The 20,983-nt window shown below is 51.3% G+C and carries 20 protein-coding genes, 1 rRNA gene and 1 other annotated feature; of the genes, 13 read left to right on the top strand and 8 right to left on the bottom strand.

Annotated elements, in window-relative coordinates; genetic code table 11:
• Nucleotides 1-127: 127 nt before the first annotated feature.
• Together recN and nadK are read right to left on the bottom strand one after the other, a co-directional pair.
• The gene (gene recN / locus ABIB59_RS25615; protein ID WP_039077566.1) at nucleotides 128-1,789 is read right to left on the bottom strand and encodes a DNA repair protein RecN; all 1,662 of its coding nucleotides are present in this window, start codon (nucleotides 1,787-1,789) and stop codon (nucleotides 128-130) included.
• A gap of 86 nt (nucleotides 1,790-1,875) precedes the next feature.
• Complete coding sequence (gene nadK / locus ABIB59_RS25610; protein ID WP_039077565.1) at nucleotides 1,876-2,754, bottom strand: NAD(+) kinase; 879 nt, start codon at nucleotides 2,752-2,754, stop codon at nucleotides 1,876-1,878.
• Nucleotides 2,755-2,876: 122 nt separating this feature from the next.
• On the opposite strand from nadK, the gene grpE reads away from it, so the two are divergent.
• A complete protein-coding gene (gene grpE / locus ABIB59_RS25605) occupies nucleotides 2,877-3,470 on the top strand; it encodes a nucleotide exchange factor GrpE (protein ID WP_039077564.1) in 594 nt (197 codons plus the stop codon).
• A gap of 48 nt (nucleotides 3,471-3,518) precedes the next feature.
• Here grpE and ABIB59_RS25600 read toward each other — a convergent pair whose 3' ends face one another.
• Entirely contained in the window at nucleotides 3,519-4,805 is a 1,287-nt protein-coding gene (locus ABIB59_RS25600; protein WP_039077563.1) for an HlyC/CorC family transporter, read from the bottom strand.
• Between the two features lie 13 nt (nucleotides 4,806-4,818).
• Nucleotides 4,819-5,607, bottom strand: a complete 789-nt coding sequence (locus ABIB59_RS25595; protein ID WP_039077562.1) for a cytochrome C assembly family protein — start codon at nucleotides 5,605-5,607, stop codon at nucleotides 4,819-4,821.
• A 168-nt stretch (nucleotides 5,608-5,775) separates the two neighbouring features.
• On the opposite strand from ABIB59_RS25595, the gene ffh reads away from it, so the two are divergent.
• From ffh to ABIB59_RS25555, 8 genes are all read left to right on the top strand, one after another.
• Complete coding sequence (gene ffh / locus ABIB59_RS25590) at nucleotides 5,776-7,137, top strand: signal recognition particle protein (protein WP_039077561.1); 1,362 nt, start codon at nucleotides 5,776-5,778, stop codon at nucleotides 7,135-7,137.
• A gap of 255 nt (nucleotides 7,138-7,392) precedes the next feature.
• On the top strand, nucleotides 7,393-7,641 hold the full coding sequence (rpsP, locus tag ABIB59_RS25585) for a 30S ribosomal protein S16 (RefSeq protein ID WP_039077560.1): 249 nt from the start codon (nucleotides 7,393-7,395) through the stop codon (nucleotides 7,639-7,641).
• 18 nt (nucleotides 7,642-7,659) lie between these two features.
• Nucleotides 7,660-8,208: a ribosome maturation factor RimM gene (gene rimM / locus ABIB59_RS25580; protein WP_071194706.1), complete on the top strand. Its 549-nt coding sequence runs from the start codon at nucleotides 7,660-7,662 to the stop codon at nucleotides 8,206-8,208.
• Between the two features lie 30 nt (nucleotides 8,209-8,238).
• Nucleotides 8,239-8,976, top strand: a complete 738-nt coding sequence (gene trmD / locus ABIB59_RS25575; RefSeq protein WP_039077558.1) for a tRNA (guanosine(37)-N1)-methyltransferase TrmD — start codon at nucleotides 8,239-8,241, stop codon at nucleotides 8,974-8,976.
• A gap of 69 nt (nucleotides 8,977-9,045) precedes the next feature.
• On the top strand, nucleotides 9,046-9,393 hold the full coding sequence (gene rplS / locus ABIB59_RS25570; protein ID WP_006178051.1) for a 50S ribosomal protein L19: 348 nt from the start codon (nucleotides 9,046-9,048) through the stop codon (nucleotides 9,391-9,393).
• Nucleotides 9,394-9,836: 443 nt separating this feature from the next.
• On the top strand, nucleotides 9,837-10,907 hold the full coding sequence (gene aroF / locus ABIB59_RS25565) for a 3-deoxy-7-phosphoheptulonate synthase AroF (protein WP_039077557.1): 1,071 nt from the start codon (nucleotides 9,837-9,839) through the stop codon (nucleotides 10,905-10,907).
• A 9-nt stretch (nucleotides 10,908-10,916) separates the two neighbouring features.
• Entirely contained in the window at nucleotides 10,917-12,038 is a 1,122-nt protein-coding gene (gene tyrA / locus ABIB59_RS25560; RefSeq protein WP_108700812.1) for a bifunctional chorismate mutase/prephenate dehydrogenase, read from the top strand.
• Nucleotides 12,039-12,105: 67 nt separating this feature from the next.
• Nucleotides 12,106-12,978, top strand: a complete 873-nt coding sequence (locus ABIB59_RS25555; RefSeq protein ID WP_108700813.1) for an SMP-30/gluconolactonase/LRE family protein — start codon at nucleotides 12,106-12,108, stop codon at nucleotides 12,976-12,978.
• Here ABIB59_RS25555 and pheA read toward each other — a convergent pair.
• The 4 genes from pheA to bamD all read right to left on the bottom strand — a co-directional run bounded on the left by pheA (nucleotide 12,975) and on the right by bamD (nucleotide 15,724).
• A complete protein-coding gene (gene pheA, locus ABIB59_RS25550) occupies nucleotides 12,975-14,135 on the bottom strand; it encodes a bifunctional chorismate mutase/prephenate dehydratase (protein ID WP_039077554.1) in 1,161 nt (386 codons plus the stop codon). The two genes, ABIB59_RS25555 and pheA, sit on opposite strands and share 4 nt — an antisense overlap.
• 22 nt (nucleotides 14,136-14,157) lie before the next feature.
• Nucleotides 14,158-14,283: a sequence feature (Phe leader region), on the bottom strand.
• A complete protein-coding gene (gene pheL / locus ABIB59_RS25545; RefSeq protein ID WP_103245904.1) occupies nucleotides 14,235-14,282 on the bottom strand; it encodes a pheA operon leader peptide PheL in 48 nt (15 codons plus the stop codon). Its footprint overlaps the feature before it by 48 nt.
• A 104-nt stretch (nucleotides 14,284-14,387) precedes the next feature.
• Nucleotides 14,388-14,720, bottom strand: a complete 333-nt coding sequence (raiA, locus tag ABIB59_RS25540; RefSeq protein ID WP_039077553.1) for a ribosome-associated translation inhibitor RaiA — start codon at nucleotides 14,718-14,720, stop codon at nucleotides 14,388-14,390.
• Between the two features lie 266 nt (nucleotides 14,721-14,986).
• Complete coding sequence (gene bamD / locus ABIB59_RS25535; protein ID WP_039077552.1) at nucleotides 14,987-15,724, bottom strand: outer membrane protein assembly factor BamD; 738 nt, start codon at nucleotides 15,722-15,724, stop codon at nucleotides 14,987-14,989.
• Between the two features lie 130 nt (nucleotides 15,725-15,854).
• On the opposite strand from bamD, the gene rluD reads away from it, so the two are divergent.
• The 4 genes from rluD to ABIB59_RS25515 form a co-directional block, all read left to right on the top strand.
• A complete protein-coding gene (rluD, locus tag ABIB59_RS25530) occupies nucleotides 15,855-16,835 on the top strand; it encodes a 23S rRNA pseudouridine(1911/1915/1917) synthase RluD (protein ID WP_039077551.1) in 981 nt (326 codons plus the stop codon).
• Nucleotides 16,832-17,563 carry a purine nucleoside phosphorylase YfiH gene (gene yfiH / locus ABIB59_RS25525; protein WP_354037503.1) on the top strand — a complete coding sequence of 244 codons (732 nt, stop codon included), beginning with the start codon at nucleotides 16,832-16,834 and terminating at the stop codon, nucleotides 17,561-17,563. Before rluD ends, yfiH begins: the two co-directional genes overlap by 4 nt.
• A gap of 129 nt (nucleotides 17,564-17,692) precedes the next feature.
• Nucleotides 17,693-20,266, top strand: coding sequence for an ATP-dependent chaperone ClpB (gene clpB / locus ABIB59_RS25520; protein ID WP_354037501.1), 2,574 nt, complete (start codon nucleotides 17,693-17,695; stop codon nucleotides 20,264-20,266).
• Between the two features lie 468 nt (nucleotides 20,267-20,734).
• Nucleotides 20,735-20,983: ribosomal RNA gene (locus ABIB59_RS25515) — 16S ribosomal RNA — on the top strand; the annotation flags it as partial.

Raw genomic sequence — 20,983 nt, 5'->3', positions numbered from 1 at the left:
GCCCGAACAGTACGTGGCTCATTTGTAATGTGCCGATAATAATAGACCTTTAGCCAGTTTAAAACCTTTGCTACCTGGTCTGACGGCGAATTTATCGTGTACTGAGACCTTACTAATGGCAAAAAGTTTACGCAGCGAGTAGCTCTTTCGCATTTGCCAGTGTATTTCGGGTGACTTCACTACCGCCTAACAGCCGTGCCAGTTCCTGTAAACGTGCGCGTTTATCTAAAGGCAGCATATGTGTTTCGGTCATTGCGCCATCGGTCTCTTTGCTAACAAAGAAGTGATGGTGCCCACAGCCCGCAACCTGGGGCAGGTGAGTTACGCACATCACCTGGGTAGATTCGCCTAACTGGCGGAGAAGTTTGCCAACGACCGCTGCCGTTGGACCACTGATCCCTACATCCACTTCGTCGAAAATCAGCGCCGGGGTTTCCATTTTCCGGGCGGTGATGACCTGAATGGCTAATGCGATACGTGATAACTCACCGCCGGAAGCGACTTTAGAAATAGCCTGTAAGGGCTGGCCGGGGTTTGTTGTAACGCGGAACTCAATACGGTCCGCGCCATCTGCCGTGAGCGTGTGCTCATCAAAGCTGACGTCGATATCAAATACCCCATGGGGCATCGAGAGCATATGCATGCTGTCTGTGATTAATTGTCCCAGTTCTTGCGCGTAGTGTACCCGCTGCGTATGAAGCTGACGGGCTGCGTCCAGTGCCAGTTGGTGGTGCTTCGCCACCGCAAGCTTCAGGGTTTCCTGGGAGTCAGCCTGGTCATCAAGCTGTTGCTGTTCTTCCAGCAATGCCTGATGAAATTGCGGCAGTGCTTCCGGACTGACATGGTGTTTGCGTGCCAGCGAAATCTGTTTTGAAATACGCTGCTCAAGCTCATACAAGCGGTTCGGGTCGAGGTCCAGACGGTCACAGTAATGACGCAGTTCATCGCTGGCCTCGCTGACCTGAATTGCCGCTTCTTCGAGCATCGTGAGAACGCCGGACAGGCTGGCATCCATACCTGCCAGTTCGGTGACCATTTGGCGTGCGGTATAGAGCTGGCTTTGCAGATTGGCATCTTCGCCGTCGGCCAGCAAATTCAGCGCATGCTGACTGGTACTAAGTAACTGACCGCTGTTGGCGAGGCGTTTGTACTCTTCATCGATCTGTTCAAATTCACCCGGCTGCGGGTTGAATTCGTTCAGCTCTTTCAATTGATAGTGCAGCAGTTCGGCACGCGCGGTACGCTCCTGACTTTGCTGCTGATGCTGCGCCAGCTCGCGGCAGCTTGTATGCCACTGACGGTAATGTTCTGCCATCTGTTGAGTAAGTGCATACTCACCTGCGTAGCCATCCAGCAACGCTTTCTGATGCTCAGATTTTACGAGCAACTGGTGCGCGTGTTGGCCGTGGATTTGAATCAGCAACTGCCCCAACTCGCGCAATTGCGAAAGGGGAACTGCCGTGCCGTTGATAAAACCACGAGAGCGCCCGTCACTGCTGATAACGCGACGAAGTAAACACTCACGCCCGTCTTCAAGCTGGTTTTCTTCCAGCCAGCGCTGTGCCGCAGGCGTATCTTTCAGGGCGAAACGCGCGCACAGGTCAGCGCGTGCAGCACCCGCTCGCACCATGTCGGCATCGGCACGACCACCCAGGCAAAGCCCCAGCGCATCAATAGCGATGGATTTACCTGCGCCGGTCTCACCCGTGATAGCCGTCATTCCGCTATGGAAGTCGATCTCGAGTTCACGAACAATCGCAAAGTTGCTGATAGTCAGTTGTGCCAACATGGTTGCTTTCCTGTATGAATAACCATAACTGTGTTTAAATACAGTATAAACTGGTTTTATATACAGTAAAGCCCTGGGGCATGTTTTCAGAACAATTTTTTTGACCAGCCGAGTTTCGAGCTTAATGTATTGAAATAACTGTAGTCTTTAGGGTGTATCAGATTGAGATGGTAGTCGCAGCGTCGAATCAATACATCTTCGCCTTCCTGAATAGGCAGCGCGATTTGGCTGTCGCAACTTACTTCCAGATCGCTGCGACGGTGTGAGAAACGCAGGCGAATGGTGCTGCTGCTGTTAATGACCAGCGGGCGTGCTGAGAGCGTATGCGGAAACATGGGTACCAGAGTGATGGCATCCAGTGAAGGGGTCAGGATTGGGCCGCCCGCTGAAAGCGAGTAGGCCGTGGAACCTGTCGGCGTGGAGATGATCAGGCCGTCTGAACGTTGGGAGAAGGCAAATACCTCATCAATATAAACTTCGAACTCAATCATATGGGCAACTTTGCCCGGATGGAGAACGACTTCATTGATGGCAGTGCTGATGCGCTTCTGGCAGTCCTGCTGGCAGACTTGTACTTCCAGCAAAAAACGCTTTTCCGCAATATAATAACCTTCCAGAACGTCAGCCAACTGCTGCTGTGCGTTATCGGGGTCAAGGTCTGTCAGAAAGCCCAGATTGCCACGGTTGATGCCAATGACTTTAATATCGTAGCGCGCCAGCGTGCGTGCGGCGCCAAGCATATTACCGTCACCGCCGACGACAACCGCGAGATCCGCCTGCTGACCAATTTCGGCCAGCGTACCGGTACGCACGTTTTTAAGCTGTAACTCTTGTGCAATCTGCTGCTCGACAATGACGTCATACCCTTTTGTGCACAGCCAGCGATAGAGCATTTCATGTGTGGTCAGCGCGGTGGGGTGACGTGGATGACCGACAATACCAATACACTTGAAATGATGAGCCATTTTCTGGTGGTCCTTGTGCCAAATGAATGATGACAATCTGTCGCGTTCCCTTGAAACCCGGAAACTGATCCCCATAATAAGCGAAGTTAGCGAGATGAATGCGAAAAAACGCGGAGAAATTCATGAGTAGTAAAGAACAGAAAACGCCTGACGGGCAAGCCCCGGAAGAAATTATCATGGATCAGCACGAAGATATTGAGGCGGTTGAACCAGACGCTTCTGCTGAGCAGGTGGATCCGCGCGATGAGAAGATTGCCAACCTCGAAGCGCAACTGATTGAAGCGCAGAACCGTGAGCGTGACGGTATTCTGCGTGTGAAAGCAGAAATGGAAAACCTGCGTCGTCGTACCGAGCTGGACGTTGAGAAGGCGCATAAATTTGCGCTGGAAAAATTTATCAACGAACTGCTGCCGGTAATTGATAGCCTGGATCGCGCACTGGAAGTTGCGGACAAGAACAATGCCGACATGTCCTCCATGGTCGAAGGTATTGAACTGACGTTGAAATCTATGCTGGATGTGGTGAAAAAATTCGGCGTGGAAGTCGTGGCCGATACCAACGTTCCGCTGGATCCGAATGTGCATCAGGCTATCGCGATGGTGGAGTCAGAAGAGGTGGCGCCGGGCAACGTGCTGGGCGTGATGCAAAAAGGCTTTACCCTCAATGGCCGTACGATTCGTGCCGCGATGGTGACGGTGGCAAAAGCGAAGGGTTAATTTTCCCCTCATGTTAACCCTCTCCTTACCGGGAGAGGGTTATAAGTATTATTCCGCCACGCTGTCGCGAAGGGATTTGACCGGAATAACCCGCACCTGCTTAATCATATTGTCCTGCACATCGAGAATATCGATATCATAGTGTTCAATGCGCACACGGGTGCCAGCGGCCGGGATCTCTTCCAGGGCTTCAAGTAACATTCCGTTAATTGTCCGGGCCTCTGCTTCCGGTAACTGCCAGTTAAATGCTTTATTCAACTCACGTACGTTGGCGCTGCCATCAATGATCACAGACCCGTCATTCTGCGGTGTTACTTCTTCGGCCAGTGACGGCGACATCGATGTCGTAAAGTCCCCAACAATCTCTTCAAGAATATCTTCAACCGTAATCAGCCCCTGAATATCGCCGTATTCGTCCACAACCAGGCCGACTTTCTTTTTATTGCGTTGGAATTTCACCAGTTGAATGCTGAGCGGCGTACCTTCCGGCACATAATAAATCTCATCAGCGGCGCGCAGCATGACCTCTTTGGTGAACTCTTTTTTCTCCGTCATCAGGCGGTAGGCTTCGCGCACGCGAAGCATGCTGATGGTATCGTCAAGCGAATCCCGATAGAGCACGATGCGACCATGCGGCGAATGGGTAAGCTGGCGCACGATCGACTTCCAGTCGTCGTTGATATCGATACCGACAATTTCGCTACGCGGCACCATGATGTCATTGACGCTTACTTTTTCCAGATCCAGTATCGACAACAGCATGTCCTGGTTGCGTCGGGAGATCTGGGAGCGGGATTCGTTCACGATGGTACGTAACTCCTCCTTACTGAGGGCCCCGCTGATAACGACATCAGCTTTGATTCCCACCATCCTCATCAGAATCCGCGTCACACCATTAAGCAGCCAGACCAACGGCATCATAATGATTTGCAGCGGTACTAACAGAACGCTACTGGGAAAAGCGACTTTTTCGGGATAAAGAGCGGCGATGGTTTTTGGCAGGACTTCGGCAAATACCAGCACGACAAAGGTCAGCACACCGGTTGCAATTGCCACGCCAGCGTTACCGTATAAACGCATACCAACAATAGTCCCCAGCGCAGAGGCGAGGATGTTGACGAGGTTATTGCCAATCAATACCAGGCTGATAAGTCGGTCAGGTTTACGCAGCAGTTTTTCGACGCGCTTAGCGCTTCGATGGCCCTGCTTTGCCAGATGACGCAGGCGATAACGGTTAACGGTCATCATACCGGTTTCAGAACCGGAGAAGTACGCCGAAATCACCACCATGATGATCAGGGTGACGATCAGCGTCGTGGTGGAAATGTGTTCCAGGGGGAACTCCTTATTAACTTAGGAAATGCTGCAGAACGCGGCTACCAAAATAGGCCAGCGTTAAAATGCCCGCGCCTGCGACGTTAAACCACACGACACGGCGCCCGCGCCATCCTTTATGGTAATGGCCCCACAGCAAGACGATATAGACGAACCAGGCGATGATCGACAGGACAGCTTTGTCGATATTCTCCATGCTGAACAGGTTCTTGAGGAAGAAGAGACCTGTACAGAGCGTTAAAGTCAGCAGAACCACGCCAATCTGCGTGATATGAAACATTTTGCGCTCAATACTCATTAACGGCGGCATTTCACTGCTGAATGCCAGTCGTTTATTCTTCAGTTGGTAGTCAATCCACGCCAGTTGCAGCGCATACATCGCCGCGATAATCAGCGTGGCATAGGAGAAGAGTGAAAGCCCAATATGAACCATCATACCAGGCGTGGTTTCGAGATGCGTGATGTACTCGTTCGGCACAAAAATAGCGAAGGCGAGGTTGATCAGCGCAAAGGTATAAACGATGGGCAACAGCAGCCAGCCACGATTTTTCGACGCCACAATGGTCATGACCGTACAGATCATCAAACTGACCAGCGAACCGACGTTTAATAAGCTTAGGTTTTGCCCACCATCGTCCGGAAAAATCCGCTCTTTAAGCGCGAAGCCGTGAAACATCAGCGCGACAACCGCTGATAAAATCGCCATGCGGCGCCAGCCGCTGTTTTTCTGCAGCAAACCGGGAACGATCAGTGCGAGGCTGATGGAATAAGCGGCAAGAGAAATTAAGGCGAACACGGGCATAGTGACGTCGACAGTTGACCTGAGAAGAAAGAGAAGCAGTATAACGTTACGTGACTCTGGCTCCAACCGTTGCATCACATACATCACGAATGTCTTCATGTTATACTGACGCAAATTTCTGTTATGCGTCGCCCTGGCGGCCCATCGTTTTACCTCAGGCGAGAGACAATGTTTGATAATTTAACCGATCGTTTGTCGCGCACCCTGCGCAATATCAGTGGTCGTGGACGCCTCACTGAAGACAACATTAAAGACACGCTACGCGAAGTGCGTATGGCGCTGCTGGAAGCGGACGTCGCCTTGCCGGTCGTGCGTGATTTCATCAACCGCGTAAAAGAAAAAGCGGTTGGTCATGAAGTGAATAAGAGCCTGACCCCGGGTCAGGAGTTCGTCAAAATCGTGCGCAACGAACTGGTTGCGGCGATGGGCGAAGAGAACCAGAGCCTTAACCTGGCCGCTCAGCCGCCAGCCGTTGTATTGATGGCGGGTTTGCAGGGGGCTGGTAAAACTACCAGCGTAGGTAAACTGGGTAAGTTCTTGCGTGAAAAACACAAGAAGAAGGTAATGGTAGTTTCCGCGGACGTTTATCGCCCGGCGGCGATCAAACAACTGGAAACCCTTGCGCAACAGGTGGAAGTCGACTTCTTCCCCTCTGATGTCGCGCAAAAGCCGGTGGATATCGTTAATGCAGCGCTGAAAGAAGCGAAGCTTAAGTTCTACGACGTGCTGCTGGTGGATACCGCCGGTCGTCTGCACGTTGACGAAGCGATGATGGATGAAATCAAACAGGTTCATGCCGCGATTAACCCGGTAGAAACCCTGTTTGTTGTTGATGCGATGACCGGTCAGGATGCGGCGAATACCGCGAAAGCGTTTAACGAAGCGCTACCGCTGACGGGTGTTGTATTGACCAAAGTGGACGGTGACGCCCGTGGCGGTGCGGCGCTCTCCATTCGCAATATCACTGGCAAACCGATTAAGTTCCTCGGTGTCGGCGAGAAGACCGAAGCACTGGAGCCGTTCCATCCGGACCGTATTGCTTCGCGTATCCTTGGCATGGGTGACGTCCTGTCGCTGATTGAAGATATCGAAAGCAAGGTCGACCGCGCTCAGGCTGAGAAACTGGCGTCCAAACTGAAAAAAGGTGACGGTTTCGATCTGACCGACTTCCTGGAACAGCTGCGTCAGATGAAAAACATGGGCGGTATGGCGAGCCTGATGGGCAAGTTGCCGGGCATGGGGCAGATTCCGGACAACGTGAAAGCGCAAATGGATGACAAAGTCCTGGTGCGTATGGAAGCGATCATCAACTCAATGACCTTTAAAGAGCGTGCGAATCCTGAAATCATCAAAGGCTCTCGTAAGCGCCGTATTGCTGCAGGCTGCGGGATGCAGGTGCAGGATGTTAACCGCCTTCTGAAACAGTTCGACGACATGCAGCGCATGATGAAGAAAATGAAGAAGGGCGGTATGGCGAAGATGATGAGAAGTATGAAGGGGATGATGCCGCCTGGGTTCCCTGGCCGCTAAGACTAAATCGGCCTGGCTTATTGGCCATTTTGGTGCCGGGGTGTGCTCGCCATCCTTACGTACTGCGTGTACGCTCCGGTGGCTGCGCGCACGCCGGCACCAAACTGACTGCAACGCCGACGGCCTCGATATCACAGTTTCTAAACTGTTGATTGCAATTTCCCCAGAAATCAGTAAAATTTTCGGGCTTTTAATATGACACCGGGCTCCGTTCCTCGATGGGGCCCGGTTGTTTTATTCACACAAGAGGATGTTATGGTAACTATTCGTTTAGCACGTCACGGCGCTAAAAAGCGTCCGTTCTACCAGGTTGTTGTCACCGACAGCCGTAATGCACGCAACGGTCGCTTCATTGAGCGCGTTGGCTTCTTCAACCCGATCGCGTCTGAGAAAGAAGAAGGCACCCGCCTGGATCTGGATCGTATCGCTCACTGGGTTGGCCAGGGCGCTACCGTTTCTGATCGCGTAGCTACGCTGATCAAAGAAGTAAACAAAGCAGCTTAATCTGTCACGGTGGTCATGATGAGCAAGCAACACGCCGCGCAGAGCCCTGTTAATCCTATCGTTCTGGGTAAACTGGGATCTTCCTACGGTATCCGTGGTTGGCTCAGAGTGTTTTCTTCCACCGAAGACGCCGAAAGCATTTTTGACTATCAGCCCTGGTTTATTGAACGGGCGGGTCAGTGGCAGAGCATTGAGCTGGAAAGCTGGCGCTACCACAATCAGGACATTGTCATCAAACTGAAAGGTGTTGATGACAGAGATGCCGCGAATCTGCTGACCAATTGCGAAATTGTCGTAGATTCATCGCAGTTGCCGGAACTGGAAGAGGGTGACTACTACTGGAAAGACCTGATGGGCTGCCAGGTAGTGACCACCGAAGGTTATAGCCTCGGTAAAGTCATCGATATGATGGAAACCGGGTCAAATGACGTTCTCGTCATCAAGGCAAACCTGAAAGATGCATTTGGTATCAAGGAGCGGTTGGTTCCGTTCCTCGATGGGCAGGTTATCAAGAAAGTCGATCTCACTACTCAAACCATTGAAGTAGATTGGGATCCTGGTTTTTAAACCTCCGGATATACGGTAAAAGACGGCGCTATGTGGATTGGCATAATTAGCCTGTTTCCTGAAATGTTCCGCGCGATTACCGACTACGGGGTAACTGGCCGGGCAGTTAAAAATGGCCTGCTGAGCATCCAGAGCTGGAGTCCACGTGACTTTGCTCATGACCGGCACCGTACCGTGGACGATCGTCCTTACGGCGGCGGACCGGGGATGCTAATGATGGTGCAACCTTTGCGGGATGCCATTCATGCAGCAAAAGATGCGGCCGGTGAAGGCGCAAAAGTGATTTATCTGTCACCTCAGGGGCGTAAGCTTGATCAAGCGGGCGTCAGCGAACTGGCAACGAATCAGAAACTGATTCTGGTGTGCGGGCGCTACGAAGGGATAGATGAGCGCGTAATCCAAACCGAGATTGACGAAGAATGGTCTATCGGCGATTACGTTCTCAGCGGTGGTGAGTTACCAGCCATGACGCTGATTGATTCGGTCTCCCGGTTTATTCCGGGTGTTCTGGGACATGAAGCTTCGGCAACGGAGGATTCCTTTGCTGATGGATTACTGGACTGCCCACACTATACTCGACCTGAGCTGTTAGAAGGGATGGAAGTACCGCCAGTGTTACTGTCGGGAAATCATGCCGAGATACGTCGCTGGCGTTTGAAACAGTCGTTGGGCCGCACCTGGCTTAGAAGACCTGAACTTCTGGAAAACCTGGCTCTGACTGAAGAGCAAGCAAGGTTGCTGGCGGAGTTCAAAAAAGAACACGCATAACAGCAACATAAACATGATGGGACAGCGTAAGCCCCCAATATCAGTTTACCCAGGATAAGAGATTAAATTATGAGCAACATTATTAAGCAAATTGAACAAGAACAGATGAAGCAGGACGTACCTTCCTTCCGTCCGGGTGATACCGTGGAAGTGAAAGTATGGGTTGTTGAAGGTTCCAAAAAACGTCTGCAGGCATTCGAGGGCGTGGTTATCGCTATTCGTAACCGCGGTCTGCACTCTGCATTCACTGTTCGTAAAATTTCCAACGGCGAAGGCGTTGAGCGTGTCTTCCAGACTCACTCTCCGGTAGTTGACAGCATTGCTGTTAAACGTCGTGGTGCTGTACGTAAAGCTAAACTGTACTACCTGCGTGAGCGCACTGGTAAGTCTGCTCGTATCAAAGAGCGTCTTAACTAAGATTCGCTTTCGCGACATCCTGTTAGAAAGGGCTGGCCTGTGGGCTGGCCCTTTTTTTATGGTTTAAAAAGGGACAATGGAATTGCATTTACCCGTATGACCCGGAGTGGTAATGCTTATTCAAAGCCCCAGCATCATGTTCTTGCTCCCCCAATTCAGGCAATGGCTTCGTCGTCGAACACCTGTGTAACGTCCATACGATGAATGCTTATGGCTTGCCCTGCATGGTACTTTTGCGCAAGCCTTCATATGCGCTCTTGCAGACTCCTGAAAATAGCGTGTATTAAATTGTTTACACGTTGCCGCCATGGGATGAGGCTAGAAATTGGATATGTAAAGATAAATGTACGAATTTTGGATTGAATTCTTTACTGATTGTGATATCGTGTCACCTCCTCACTGAGGAATAACTATCGCAAACGAGTCATACAGGATCACCAATCATGCAAAAAGACGCGCTGAATAACGTACACATTACCGACGAACAAGTTCTGATTACTCCGGATCAACTGAAAGCCGCTTTCCCGCTGAGTATTGCTCAGGAAGCGCAGATCGCGCAGTCCCGCCAGACGATTTCCAACATCATCGCCGGAGAAGATCCGCGTTTGTTGGTCGTTTGCGGCCCCTGCTCAATTCATGATCCAGAAACCGCACTTGAATATGCTCGTCGATTTAAAGCACTTGCCGCAGAGGTCAGCGATAGCCTCTATCTGGTGATGCGCGTCTATTTTGAAAAACCCCGTACCACCGTCGGCTGGAAAGGGTTGATTAACGATCCCCATATGGATGGCTCGTTTGATGTTGAGGCCGGGCTGAAAATTGCTCGCCAGTTATTGGTGGAACTGGTCAACATGGGGCTGCCGCTGGCAACCGAAGCGCTCGACCCGAATAGCCCGCAGTACCTGGGCGATCTGTTTAGCTGGTCCGCCATTGGTGCACGCACCACGGAATCACAAACCCACCGTGAAATGGCTTCCGGTTTATCAATGCCAGTGGGCTTCAAAAACGGTACCGACGGTAGCCTGGCAACAGCGATTAACGCGATGCGCGCTGCAGCAATGCCGCACCGTTTCGTCGGTATTAACCAGGCCGGCCAGGTCTGTCTGTTGCAAACGCAAGGCAACCCTGATGGTCACGTGATCTTGCGCGGTGGTAAAGCGCCAAACTACAGCCCTGCGGATGTTGCTCAGTGTGAAAAAGAGATGGAGCAGGCGGGACTCAAGCCAGCACTGATGGTAGATTGCAGCCATGGCAATTCGAATAAAGATTACCGCCGCCAGCCAGCAGTGGCTGAATCGGTTGTTGCGCAGATCAAAGACGGAAACCGTTCAATTATTGGCTTGATGATTGAAAGTAATATCCACGAAGGCAATCAATCATCCGAGCAGCCGCGTAGTGAAATGAAATACGGTGTTTCCGTCACCGATGCTTGCATTAGCTGGGAAACCACTGAGGTGTTGCTGCGTGAAATCGGCAATGACTTGCGCAGTAGCCTTGCGGCACGTCTGGCTTAAGAGGGTGTTATGGTTGCAGAGCTGACCGCGTTACGCGATCAAATAGATGAAGTCGATAAAGCGTTGTTGGAACTACTGGCTCGCCGTATGTCGCTGGTTGCCGAAGTCGGTGAAGTAAAAAGCCAATACGGCCTGCCGATCTATGTTCCGGAACGCGAGGCCTCGATGCTGGCGTCCCGTCGTCAGGAAGCTGAAGCCCTGGGGGTGTCACCGGATTTGATTGAGGATGTTCTGCGTCGCGTTATGCGTGAATCCTATTCCAGTGAAAACGACAAGGGGTTCAAAACCCTCTGTCCTTCGCTACGACCGGTCGTACTTGTCGGCGGCAACGGGCAAATGGGGCAGTTGTTTGCCAAAATGCTGACGCTTTCTGGCTACCAGGTGCGTATTCTGGAAAAAGATGATTGGGCACAGGCGCAGGCAATTGTCGCTGATGCGGGCATGGTCATTGTGAGTGTTCCTATTCATATCACTGAAAAGGTGATCGCACAGTTACCGCCGTTACCGGACGACTGTATCCTTGTCGACCTGGCGTCAGTAAAAAGCGGGCCATTGCAGGCGATGCTGGAAGCACATAAAGGACCTGTCGTCGGTCTGCATCCGATGTTTGGCCCTGACAGCGGAAGCCTGGCGAAACAGGTTGTCGTGTGGTGCGATGGTCGAAACCCGGATGCTTACCAGTGGTTCCTGGAGCAAATTCAGGTATGGGGTGCGCGCTTACATCGGATCAGCGCCGTAGAACATGACCAGAATATGGCGTTTATCCAGGCGTTACGCCACTTTGCCACTTTTGCATACGGGCTGCATCTGGCTGAAGAGAATGTACAGCTTGAGCAGTTACTGGCACTCTCGTCGCCTATTTATCGCCTTGAACTGGCGATGGTTGGCCGCTTGTTCGCGCAGGATCCACAACTCTATGCCGACATTATTATGTCTTCGGAAAATAACCTGGCACTTATAAAGCGCTACTACCAGCGTTTCGGCGAGGCGATTAGCCTGCTGGAGCACGGTGACAAGCAGGCGTTTATTGACAGCTTCCGTAAGGTAGAACACTGGTTTGGCGATTATGCTAAACGTTTCCAGAATGAAAGCCGCGTCTTGCTGCGTCAGGCGAATGACAGCCGCCAATAAATAAAAAGCCGTTTATACTGAAAAGCCAGTGGTATACCGCTGGCTTTTTTCTTTTTAAGGGACAGATATGGCTGAACCGCAACTGCTGTTTGATTACACCGGGCACCTCCCGGAATGCCCGACATGGAGTGAAGAGGAGCAGGCGCTCTGGTGGGCCGATATTCTTGAAGGCGAACTCCATCGTTATCATCCTGCTACCGGTGAGCATTCGGTGCTTTGTTTTCCCGAGGAGGTTGGCTGCTTCGCATTGAGAGAGAAGGGCGGTTTTATTGTCGCGATGCGCAACGCTATCTGGCTCGCCGATAAGCGAGGGTTGCTGGTACAAAAAGTGTGTGATAACCCGTCAAACCCGCAACTGGCGCGTTTTAACGACGGTGGCACCGATCACCTTGGCCGTTTCTATGCAGGGACATTCTGGGGGCCGGGCGATTACAACGGTGCGCTTCTGATGCGTATTGATAATGACCTTAAACCCAGGGTGATACAATGCGATATTCAAGGCCATAATGGTCTGGCGTTCAGCCACGACAAGCAGTGGATGTTTACGTCTGATACACCAAACGGGGTTATCTATCGAACGCCGCTGGATGAGCAGGGGGAGGCTGGTGTGCGCGAAGTCTTCCGGCGATTTCAAGTCGGTGAAGGTATCCCGGACGGTGCGGCAATGGATGTTGAAGGCTGCTACTGGAGCGCAATGTTCGATGGCTGGCGTATTGCACGGTTTTCACCGCAGGGAGAGCAACTGGCAGAGTATCGCCTGCCGGTACGTTGCCCGACAATGGTCTGCTTTGGCGGAACCGATATGAAAACGCTGTTTATTACGACCACGCGGGAGAATATGGATGAGCAGGAGATAGCGGATTATCCTCTTTCGGGGGCGATCTTCACCCTGCCGGTTGAGGTGGCAGGAATGAAGAAATCACCGTTTATAGAATGTTAAGCCGGATCGACAGGTACGACGTTTTCACTGGGATAACAGCCGAGCACCTTAAGCGAGCGGGTAATGGATGTCAGCTCACGCAGGGCTTTTTGCACATCCAACGCGTGTAAGTTCGCCTGAATATCCAGGTAGAACATCTCTTCCCACGGGTTGCCGTGGATCGGGCGCGATTCCAGTTTGGTCATGATCAGGTTGTGATTACGCAGCACCAGTAATGCTTCAACCAGCGCACCGGCCTGTTGACCCGTTGCAATCAGCAATGTGGTTTTGGCCGGGACCTGATCGGAGACATCAATCGCTTTGCGGGCAAGTACTACAAAGCGAGTGATATTCTGCGTTTGGTTTGCCAGATTGCGTTCCAGTACTTGTAATCCATACAACGCCCCGCCGGCTTCATTACCCAGTGCGGCCACATGCGGAGAGTTTTCCTGTGCCACACGTTCCATGGCGGAGGAGGTACTTTCGCAATATTCAATTTTCCAGTGCGGGTAGCGATTCAAAAACTGGCTACATTGTTGGAAAGGCTGCGGATGGCTGTAAACGGTCTGGATTTTATCCAGGTCGGTGGAACCGGATACCAGGACGCAGTGGTCAATTGGCACGGTCAGCTCACCCACAATCGACAGGCTGGTGTGTTGTAGCAAATCGTAAACGTCATTGATGGCCCCGGAACTGGTGTTTTCCAGTGGCACGACCGCGTAATCAGCCTGACCTGTTTCAACCTGATTAAAAATATCGTGAAATTTCAGACAGCCACTCTCAATAAATTGCTCGAAATGGCGGGCAGCATACTGGCGCGCAGCCAGATGAGAGTACGAACCTTTCGGGCCGAGGAAAGCGATACGGGCAGAGTGTGGGTTAATTTTGTTGAGATGCTGCTGGAGCAGCGCCTGCTGGGTAAGAACGGAATCTTCGATAATAAGCTGGAACAGGCGAGTGATGTAATGGGCGTCGAGGTGATGCGTTTTACCTAATTGAATTAGACGTTCCAGCAGGTCACGTTCACGATCAATATCCCGAACAGGGCGGTGAGAAGCCAGTTTTGCTTTACCCACCTCAACCGCCAGTTGACGCCGCTCGGCCAACAGGGAAAGTAACTGCTCATCCAGGGCGCTTATTTTTACACGTAAATCCAGTAAAGGGTTATCCGCTGTCATGTTGTTGCCTTAATTGTTATCAATAAAAAAGGCCTCCCGGAGTGGGAGGCCTTGTTGTTCGTCTTCGCATTCTTTATCACAAAACGAATCGCCTCCCGGTCATGGGAAGGTAAAAAAGAATGCGAAGAAGAACGGAACATGTTTCATGAAAATTTCCTTTTGAGTGTCAGACTAAAGTACCTGTACTGTTTTCTCTCTGTCAATAAAAAACGCGCCCGAAGGCGCGTTGCTGATTAACTCAATGCTGTGAGGTTATTCTTCTTCAACGAAGTCCGCGTCTTTCACCGAGGTAGTGGCGCGACGCGCTTCACCCTTGTGCTGCACTTTATTGAGCTGCCGTTCCAGCTTGTTGATCAAATCGTTAATAGCGGTATACATATCTTCATGTTTTGCGCTGGCGACCAGATGTCCGTTTGGCGTATTAATAGTGGCATCTGCAATGAAGCCCTGCGGTTCTTTCGACAGGATGATATGTGGATTAATAAGATGTGTTTGCCATTTTTCCAGTTTGGCGAGACGGTCTGCGACATGTTGGCGAATTGCTGGGGTGATTTCCATTTGTTTGCTGGTAATGTTCACTGTCATAAATTTTACCTCTTGTCTTTCCGTCTTGGTGATTCCAGCATACCTCGACCAATGTCAAAATGTGTGATTTAAATCACATTATTTTGTCACTTTTTGTCAAGGGAGACGTTTTGTGAGGCAGGACAGGAAGAGGGCAAATATTACTTGTCGAAGGCCGGAATACCCGTCATAGTTGATAGGATGACTTGAAGCTAAACCGCTTCAGCTCTGCCTTGCAGGCATAAAAAACGGCAGCTCGTGGCTGCCGTTTTGCGTTTTGGAATGACTCAACTACTGGAACCATTGCTAGCAATAATTTTTGCCACTTTATCGGCCTGAGCGGTCATCTGCATTTCACGGTAGGCATTTTCCATCAACGGCAGCGCATCGCGCGTTGCTTTGGTATCCGGGAAGTCACGCATCATACCTTCAACACGATTCACCACTGCGACCCATGCGCCGCGTTTGGTGTAGTACTCCGCCACAGAGTACTCATATTTCGCGAGGCGGTCTTTCAGGAAAACCAGACGTTTGGTTGCATCGGTAACGTATTGACTACGCGGGTAGCCACGAACCAATTTAGAGAAATCTTTAAATGCTTCACGCGCATGTTGCGGATCGCGATCGCTGCGATCAACGCCAAAGAAACCCTGCAGAGCGCTGTCATCTAACGCCATATTAGTCAGACCACGCATATACATGACATAATCAATGTTAGGATGGGTTGGGTTCAGACGTATGAAACGGTCGATTGCGGCCTGAGCCAGCGGAAGATCGGCATTTTTGTAATAAGCGTAGATCAGATCCAGCTGCACCTGCTGCGAGTAAGGTCCAAACGGATAACGGTTATCCAACGCTTCCAGTTGCGTTATGGCTGCCTTCCAGTTACCGTCTTGCAGTTTTTGCTGGGCAGTCGCGTAGATTTCATTTGGCGGATTATCAGGCACCACTTCCTTTGAACCGGAGCAACCCGCCAAAGCCAGGCTCAACGTGGCGGCTGCCACCAGATATTTCATGCGCGTCATGACGATTAGACTTTCCTCAGAATGTGTATGCGGGAGATTGTCTTTCCTGCTCCCGACTAAGACCAGCTACAATAGCACACTATATTAAACGGCAAAGCCGTAAAACCCAACGTTAACGAAGAAGCTGTATATGGCACAACGAGTACAACTCACCGCAACGGTTACCGAAAATCAACTCGGTCAACGCTTAGATCAGGCTTTGGCCGAATTGTTCCCGGATTATTCGCGTTCGCGTATAAAAGAATGGATTCTCGACCAGAAAGTACTGGTCAACGGTAAAATGTGTGACAAACCCAAAGAAAAAGTGTTGGGTGGAGAAAGCGTTGCTATCAACGCTGAGATAGAAGAAGAGGCGCGTTTCGAACCGCAGGATATCCCGCTTAATATTGTCTATGAAGATGACGACATTATTGTTATTAACAAACCGCGTGATTTAGTGGTTCACCCGGGCGCCGGCAACCCCGACGGGACAGTGCTCAATGCGTTATTGCATTATTATCCCCCTATCGCGGATGTTCCGCGCGCCGGGATTGTTCACCGTCTGGACAAAGACACGACCGGTCTGATGGTGGTGGCAAAAACAGTCCCGGCACAGACGCGCCTGGTGGAATCTTTGCAACTGCGTGAGATAACTCGTGAATATGAAGCAGTGGCGATTGGTCATATGACATCAGGCGGTACGGTTGAAGAGCCTATTAGTCGCCACCCGACCAAACGTACGCATATGTCTGTACACCCGATGGGTAAACCTGCGGTGACGCACTATCGCATCATGGAACATTTCCGTATTCACACGCGCCTGCGTTTGCGTCTGGAAACGGGGCGTACCCACCAGATCCGCGTTCATATGGCGCACATCACGCATCCGTTGGTCGGTGACCAGCTCTACGGTGGTCGCCCGCGTCCGCCAAAAGGTGCGTCGGATGAATTTATTGCCGCGCTGCGTAAGTTCGATAGACAAGCGCTGCATGCAACGATGCTTCGCCTGTACCATCCAATCACTGGCATTGAGATGGAATGGCATGCGCCAATCCCGCAGGACATGATTGACCTGATTGACGCCATGCGTGCCGACTTCGAAACCCATAAGGATGATGTGGCCTGGTTATGACCAAACTGATTGTCCCTGAATGGCCGCTTCCCTCAGGCGTAGCGGCATGTAGCTCTACACGTATCGGCGGCGTGAGCCTGCCACCTTACGATTCGCTCAACCTGGGGGCGCACTGCGGTGATGACCTGACACATGTTGAAGAGAACCGTAAGCGAGCGTTTATGGCGGGAAATCTTCCGTCAAAACCGGTGTGGCTTGAACAGGTGCACGGTAAGGATGTCCTTAAACTTACCGGTGAACCATATGCCAGCAAGCGTGCCGATGCCTCGTACAGCAATTCGCCAGGGACAGTTTGTGCCGTAATGACCGCGGACTGTCTGCCCGTACTTTTTTGCAATCGCGCGGGTACAGAAGTGGCAGCGGCTCACGCGGGATGGCGTGGGCTTTGTGCGGGTGTACTGGAAGAGACCGTGAACTGCTTCGCTGATAAACCCGAAAATATTTTTGCCTGGCTGGGACCGGCTATTGGGCCCGATGCTTTCGAAGTCGGCCCGGAAGTGCGCAATGCTTTTATGGCAGTACAGTCTATTGCAGACAGTGCGTTTCGCCCGGCAGGGGAAAAATATTACGCGGATATCTACACCCTTGCGCGTCAGCGCCTGGCAAGCGTCGGCGTGACGCAAGTCTTCGGCGGCGATCGTTGCACTTTCAGCCAAAAGGATGATTTTTTCTCATATCGTCGGGACAAAAACACAGGCCGTATGGCAAGTTTCATTTGGCTGATATAACCTATCGAATCAAGACGATCCGGCACGTGTAACTTTCTTTTCGCATAATTCAGGTCATTCACCTTGAATAATTGAGGGATGACCTCATTTAATCTCCAGTAGCAATTTTGACCTGTTATGGGGGGAGTTATGCGTCTGGATCGTCTTACCAATAAATTCCAGCTTGCTCTTGCCGATGCCCAGTCGCTTGCACTGGGGCACGACAACCAATTCATCGAACCTCTTCATTTAATGAGCGCCTTGCTGAATCAGGAAGGGGGATCGGTACGTCCTTTATTAACCTCTGCTGGCGTGAACGCCGGGCAATTGCGTACGGCTATTGAGCAGGCGTTAAGCCGTTTGCCGCAGGTGGAGGGCACCGGCGGCGATGTGCAGCCTTCGCAAGACCTCATGCGAGTACTGAATCTCTGCGACAAGCTGGCGCAGAAAAGAGGGGACAACTTTATTTCGTCAGAGCTTTTTATTCTGGCGGCGCTTGAATCACGCGGCTCGCTTGCCGACCTGCTGAAATCAGCCGGTGCGACGACGGCAAATGTGACTCAGGCAATTGATCAAATGCGTGGAGGTGACAACGTGAACGATCAAGGGGCCGAAGACCAACGTCAGGCCTTGAAAAAATACACGGTCGATCTGACTGAGCGGGCTGAACAAGGCAAGCTCGATCCGGTTATCGGGCGTGATGAAGAAATTCGCCGTACCATCCAGGTACTGCAGCGTCGTACCAAAAACAACCCTGTTCTTATTGGTGAACCTGGTGTCGGTAAAACCGCCATTGTTGAAGGGCTGGCACAGCGTATTGTTAACGGTGAAGTCCCGGAAGGTTTAAAAGGCCGTCGGGTACTGGCACTGGACATGGGGTCGCTGGTGGCCGGGGCGAAATACCGTGGTGAATTTGAAGAGCGCTTAAAAGGTGTGCTTAACGACCTCTCCAAACAGGAAGGTAACGTTATTCTCTTTATCGACGAGTTGCACACTATGGTGGGAGCGGGGAAAGCAGACGGTGCTATGGACGCCGGGAACATGCTGAAACCGGCGCTGGCACGTGGTGAGCTTCACTGCGTGGGGGCCACGACGCTTGATGAGTATCGCCAGTACATCGAAAAAGACGCGGCACTGGAACGTCGCTTCCAGAAAGTGTTTGTTGCTGAGCCTTCTGTTGAAGACACGATCGCGATCCTGCGTGGCCTGAAAGAACGCTACGAGCTGCATCATCACGTGCAGATCACTGACCCGGCTATCGTAGCGGCTGCAACTTTGTCGCACCGCTATATTGCTGATCGCCAGTTGCCGGATAAAGCGATTGACCTGATCGACGAAGCAGCGTCCAGCATTCGTATGCAGATCGACTCTAAGCCGGAAGAACTGGACAGACTCGATCGCCGTATTATCCAGCTTAAACTTGAACAGCAGGCGTTGCTGAAAGAATCGGATGATGCCAGTAAAAAACGTCTGGAGATGCTCAACGACGAGCTTTCAGATAAAGAACGGCAGTATTCCACATTAGAAGAAGAGTGGAAGGCTGAGAAAGCCTCGCTTTCCGGTACTCAGTCGATAAAGGCCGAACTTGAGCAGGCAAAAATTGCTATTGAGCAAGCGCGTCGTGTTGGTGACCTGGCGCGGATGTCTGAGCTGCAGTACGGCAAGATCCCGGAACTGGAAAAACAACTGGAAGCGGCCACTCAGTCTGAAGGTAAAACGATGCGTCTGTTACGTAATAAAGTGACGGATGCAGAAATTGCCGAAGTGTTGGCGCGCTGGACCGGTATTCCGGTTTCCAGAATGATGGAAGGCGAACGCGACAAACTGCTGCGTATGGAGCAAGAGCTGCATCAGCGTGTGATTGGCCAGGACGAAGCTGTTGAAGCTGTATCGAATGCCATCCGCCGTAGCCGCGCCGGGCTGTCCGATCCGAATCGGCCGATTGGTTCCTTCTTATTCCTTGGGCCGACCGGGGTAGGGAAAACCGAACTGTGCAAATCGCTGGCTAACTTTATGTTTGATAGTGATGACGCCATGGTGCGTATCGATATGTCTGAGTTTATGGAGAAACACTCGGTATCGCGTCTCGTCGGTGCTCCTCCGGGATATGTCGGGTATGAAGAGGGGGGGTATCTCACCGAGGCGGTCCGCCGCCGTCCTTATTCCGTCATCTTGCTTGATGAGATCGAGAAAGCGCATCCGGATGTATTTAACATCCTATTGCAGGTATTGGATGATGGCCGCCTGACCGATGGGCAGGGGAGAACGGTAGACTTCCGTAACACGCTGGTCATCATGACCTCTAACCTTGGGTCGGATTTAATTCAGGAGCGGTTTGGCGAACTGGATTACGGCCATATGAAAGAGCTGGTGTTAGGTGTGGTCAGCCATAGCTTCCGTCCGGAATTCATCAACCGTATAGATGAAGTGGTTGTATTTCATCCGCTTGGTGAAAAACACATTGCTTCTATTGCTCAAATCCAGTTGCAGCGTTTGTACAAACGCCTGGAAGAGCGTGGGTATGAAGTCAACCTTTCCGATGAAGCTTTGAAACTGCTGAGCGAGAATGGTTTTGATCCGGTGTATGGTGCACGGCCTTTGAAACGTGCAATTCAGCAGCAGATTGAAAACCCGCTGGCGCAGCAAATTTTGTCTGGCGAACTTTTACCGGGCAAAACAATTCAATTAGTTGTGAAAGATGATCGGATTGTGGCAGTGCAGTAAGTCACAAAACAGCAAAAACGAGCCTCCAGGGGCTCGTTTTTGTTTAAAAACCAGGCAAGAATTGCCTCTCAATATCTGCTTTGCCTGGAAAGTGAGCAAACGATATTTTTTTTGAATTTTATACTTGTCACTTCCTAAGAACTCCCTATAATGCGCCTCCACTGACACGGAACAACGGCAAACAAGCCGCCGGGTCAGCGGGGTTCTCAGGCGAATGCCGGTGAGAATTCCGCAGAGAAAAGCGAAAATAAACGCTTGACTCTGAAAGAGGAAAGCGTAATATACGCCACCTCGCAACGGTGAGCGAAAGCCGCGTTGCACTGCTCTTTAACAATTTATCAGACAATCTGTGTGGGCACTCAAAGTGACATGGATTCTTAATGTCTTCGGACACTAAATGAATACCAAGTCTCATAGAGTGAACACGTAATTCATTACGAAGTTTAATTCTACGAGCATCAAACTTTTAAATTGAAGAGTTTGATCATGGCTCAGATTGAACGCTGGCGGCAGGCCTAACACATGCAAGTCGAACGGTAGCACAGAGGAGCTTGCTCCTCGGGTGACGAGTGGCGGACGGGTGAGTAATGTCTGGGAAACTGCCCGATGGAGGGGGATAACTACTGGAAACGGTAGCTAATACCGCATAATGTCGCAAGACCAAAGAGGGGGACCTTCGGGCCTCTTGCCATCGGATGTGCCCAGATGGGATTAGCT

Origin of the sequence: Citrobacter sp. UYEF32, assembly GCF_040546205.1 — a bacterium.
GTDB classification, from domain to species: Bacteria; Pseudomonadota; Gammaproteobacteria; order Enterobacterales; family Enterobacteriaceae; genus Phytobacter; species Phytobacter diazotrophicus.
This window is presented reverse-complemented; position numbering and strand designations above follow the sequence as displayed.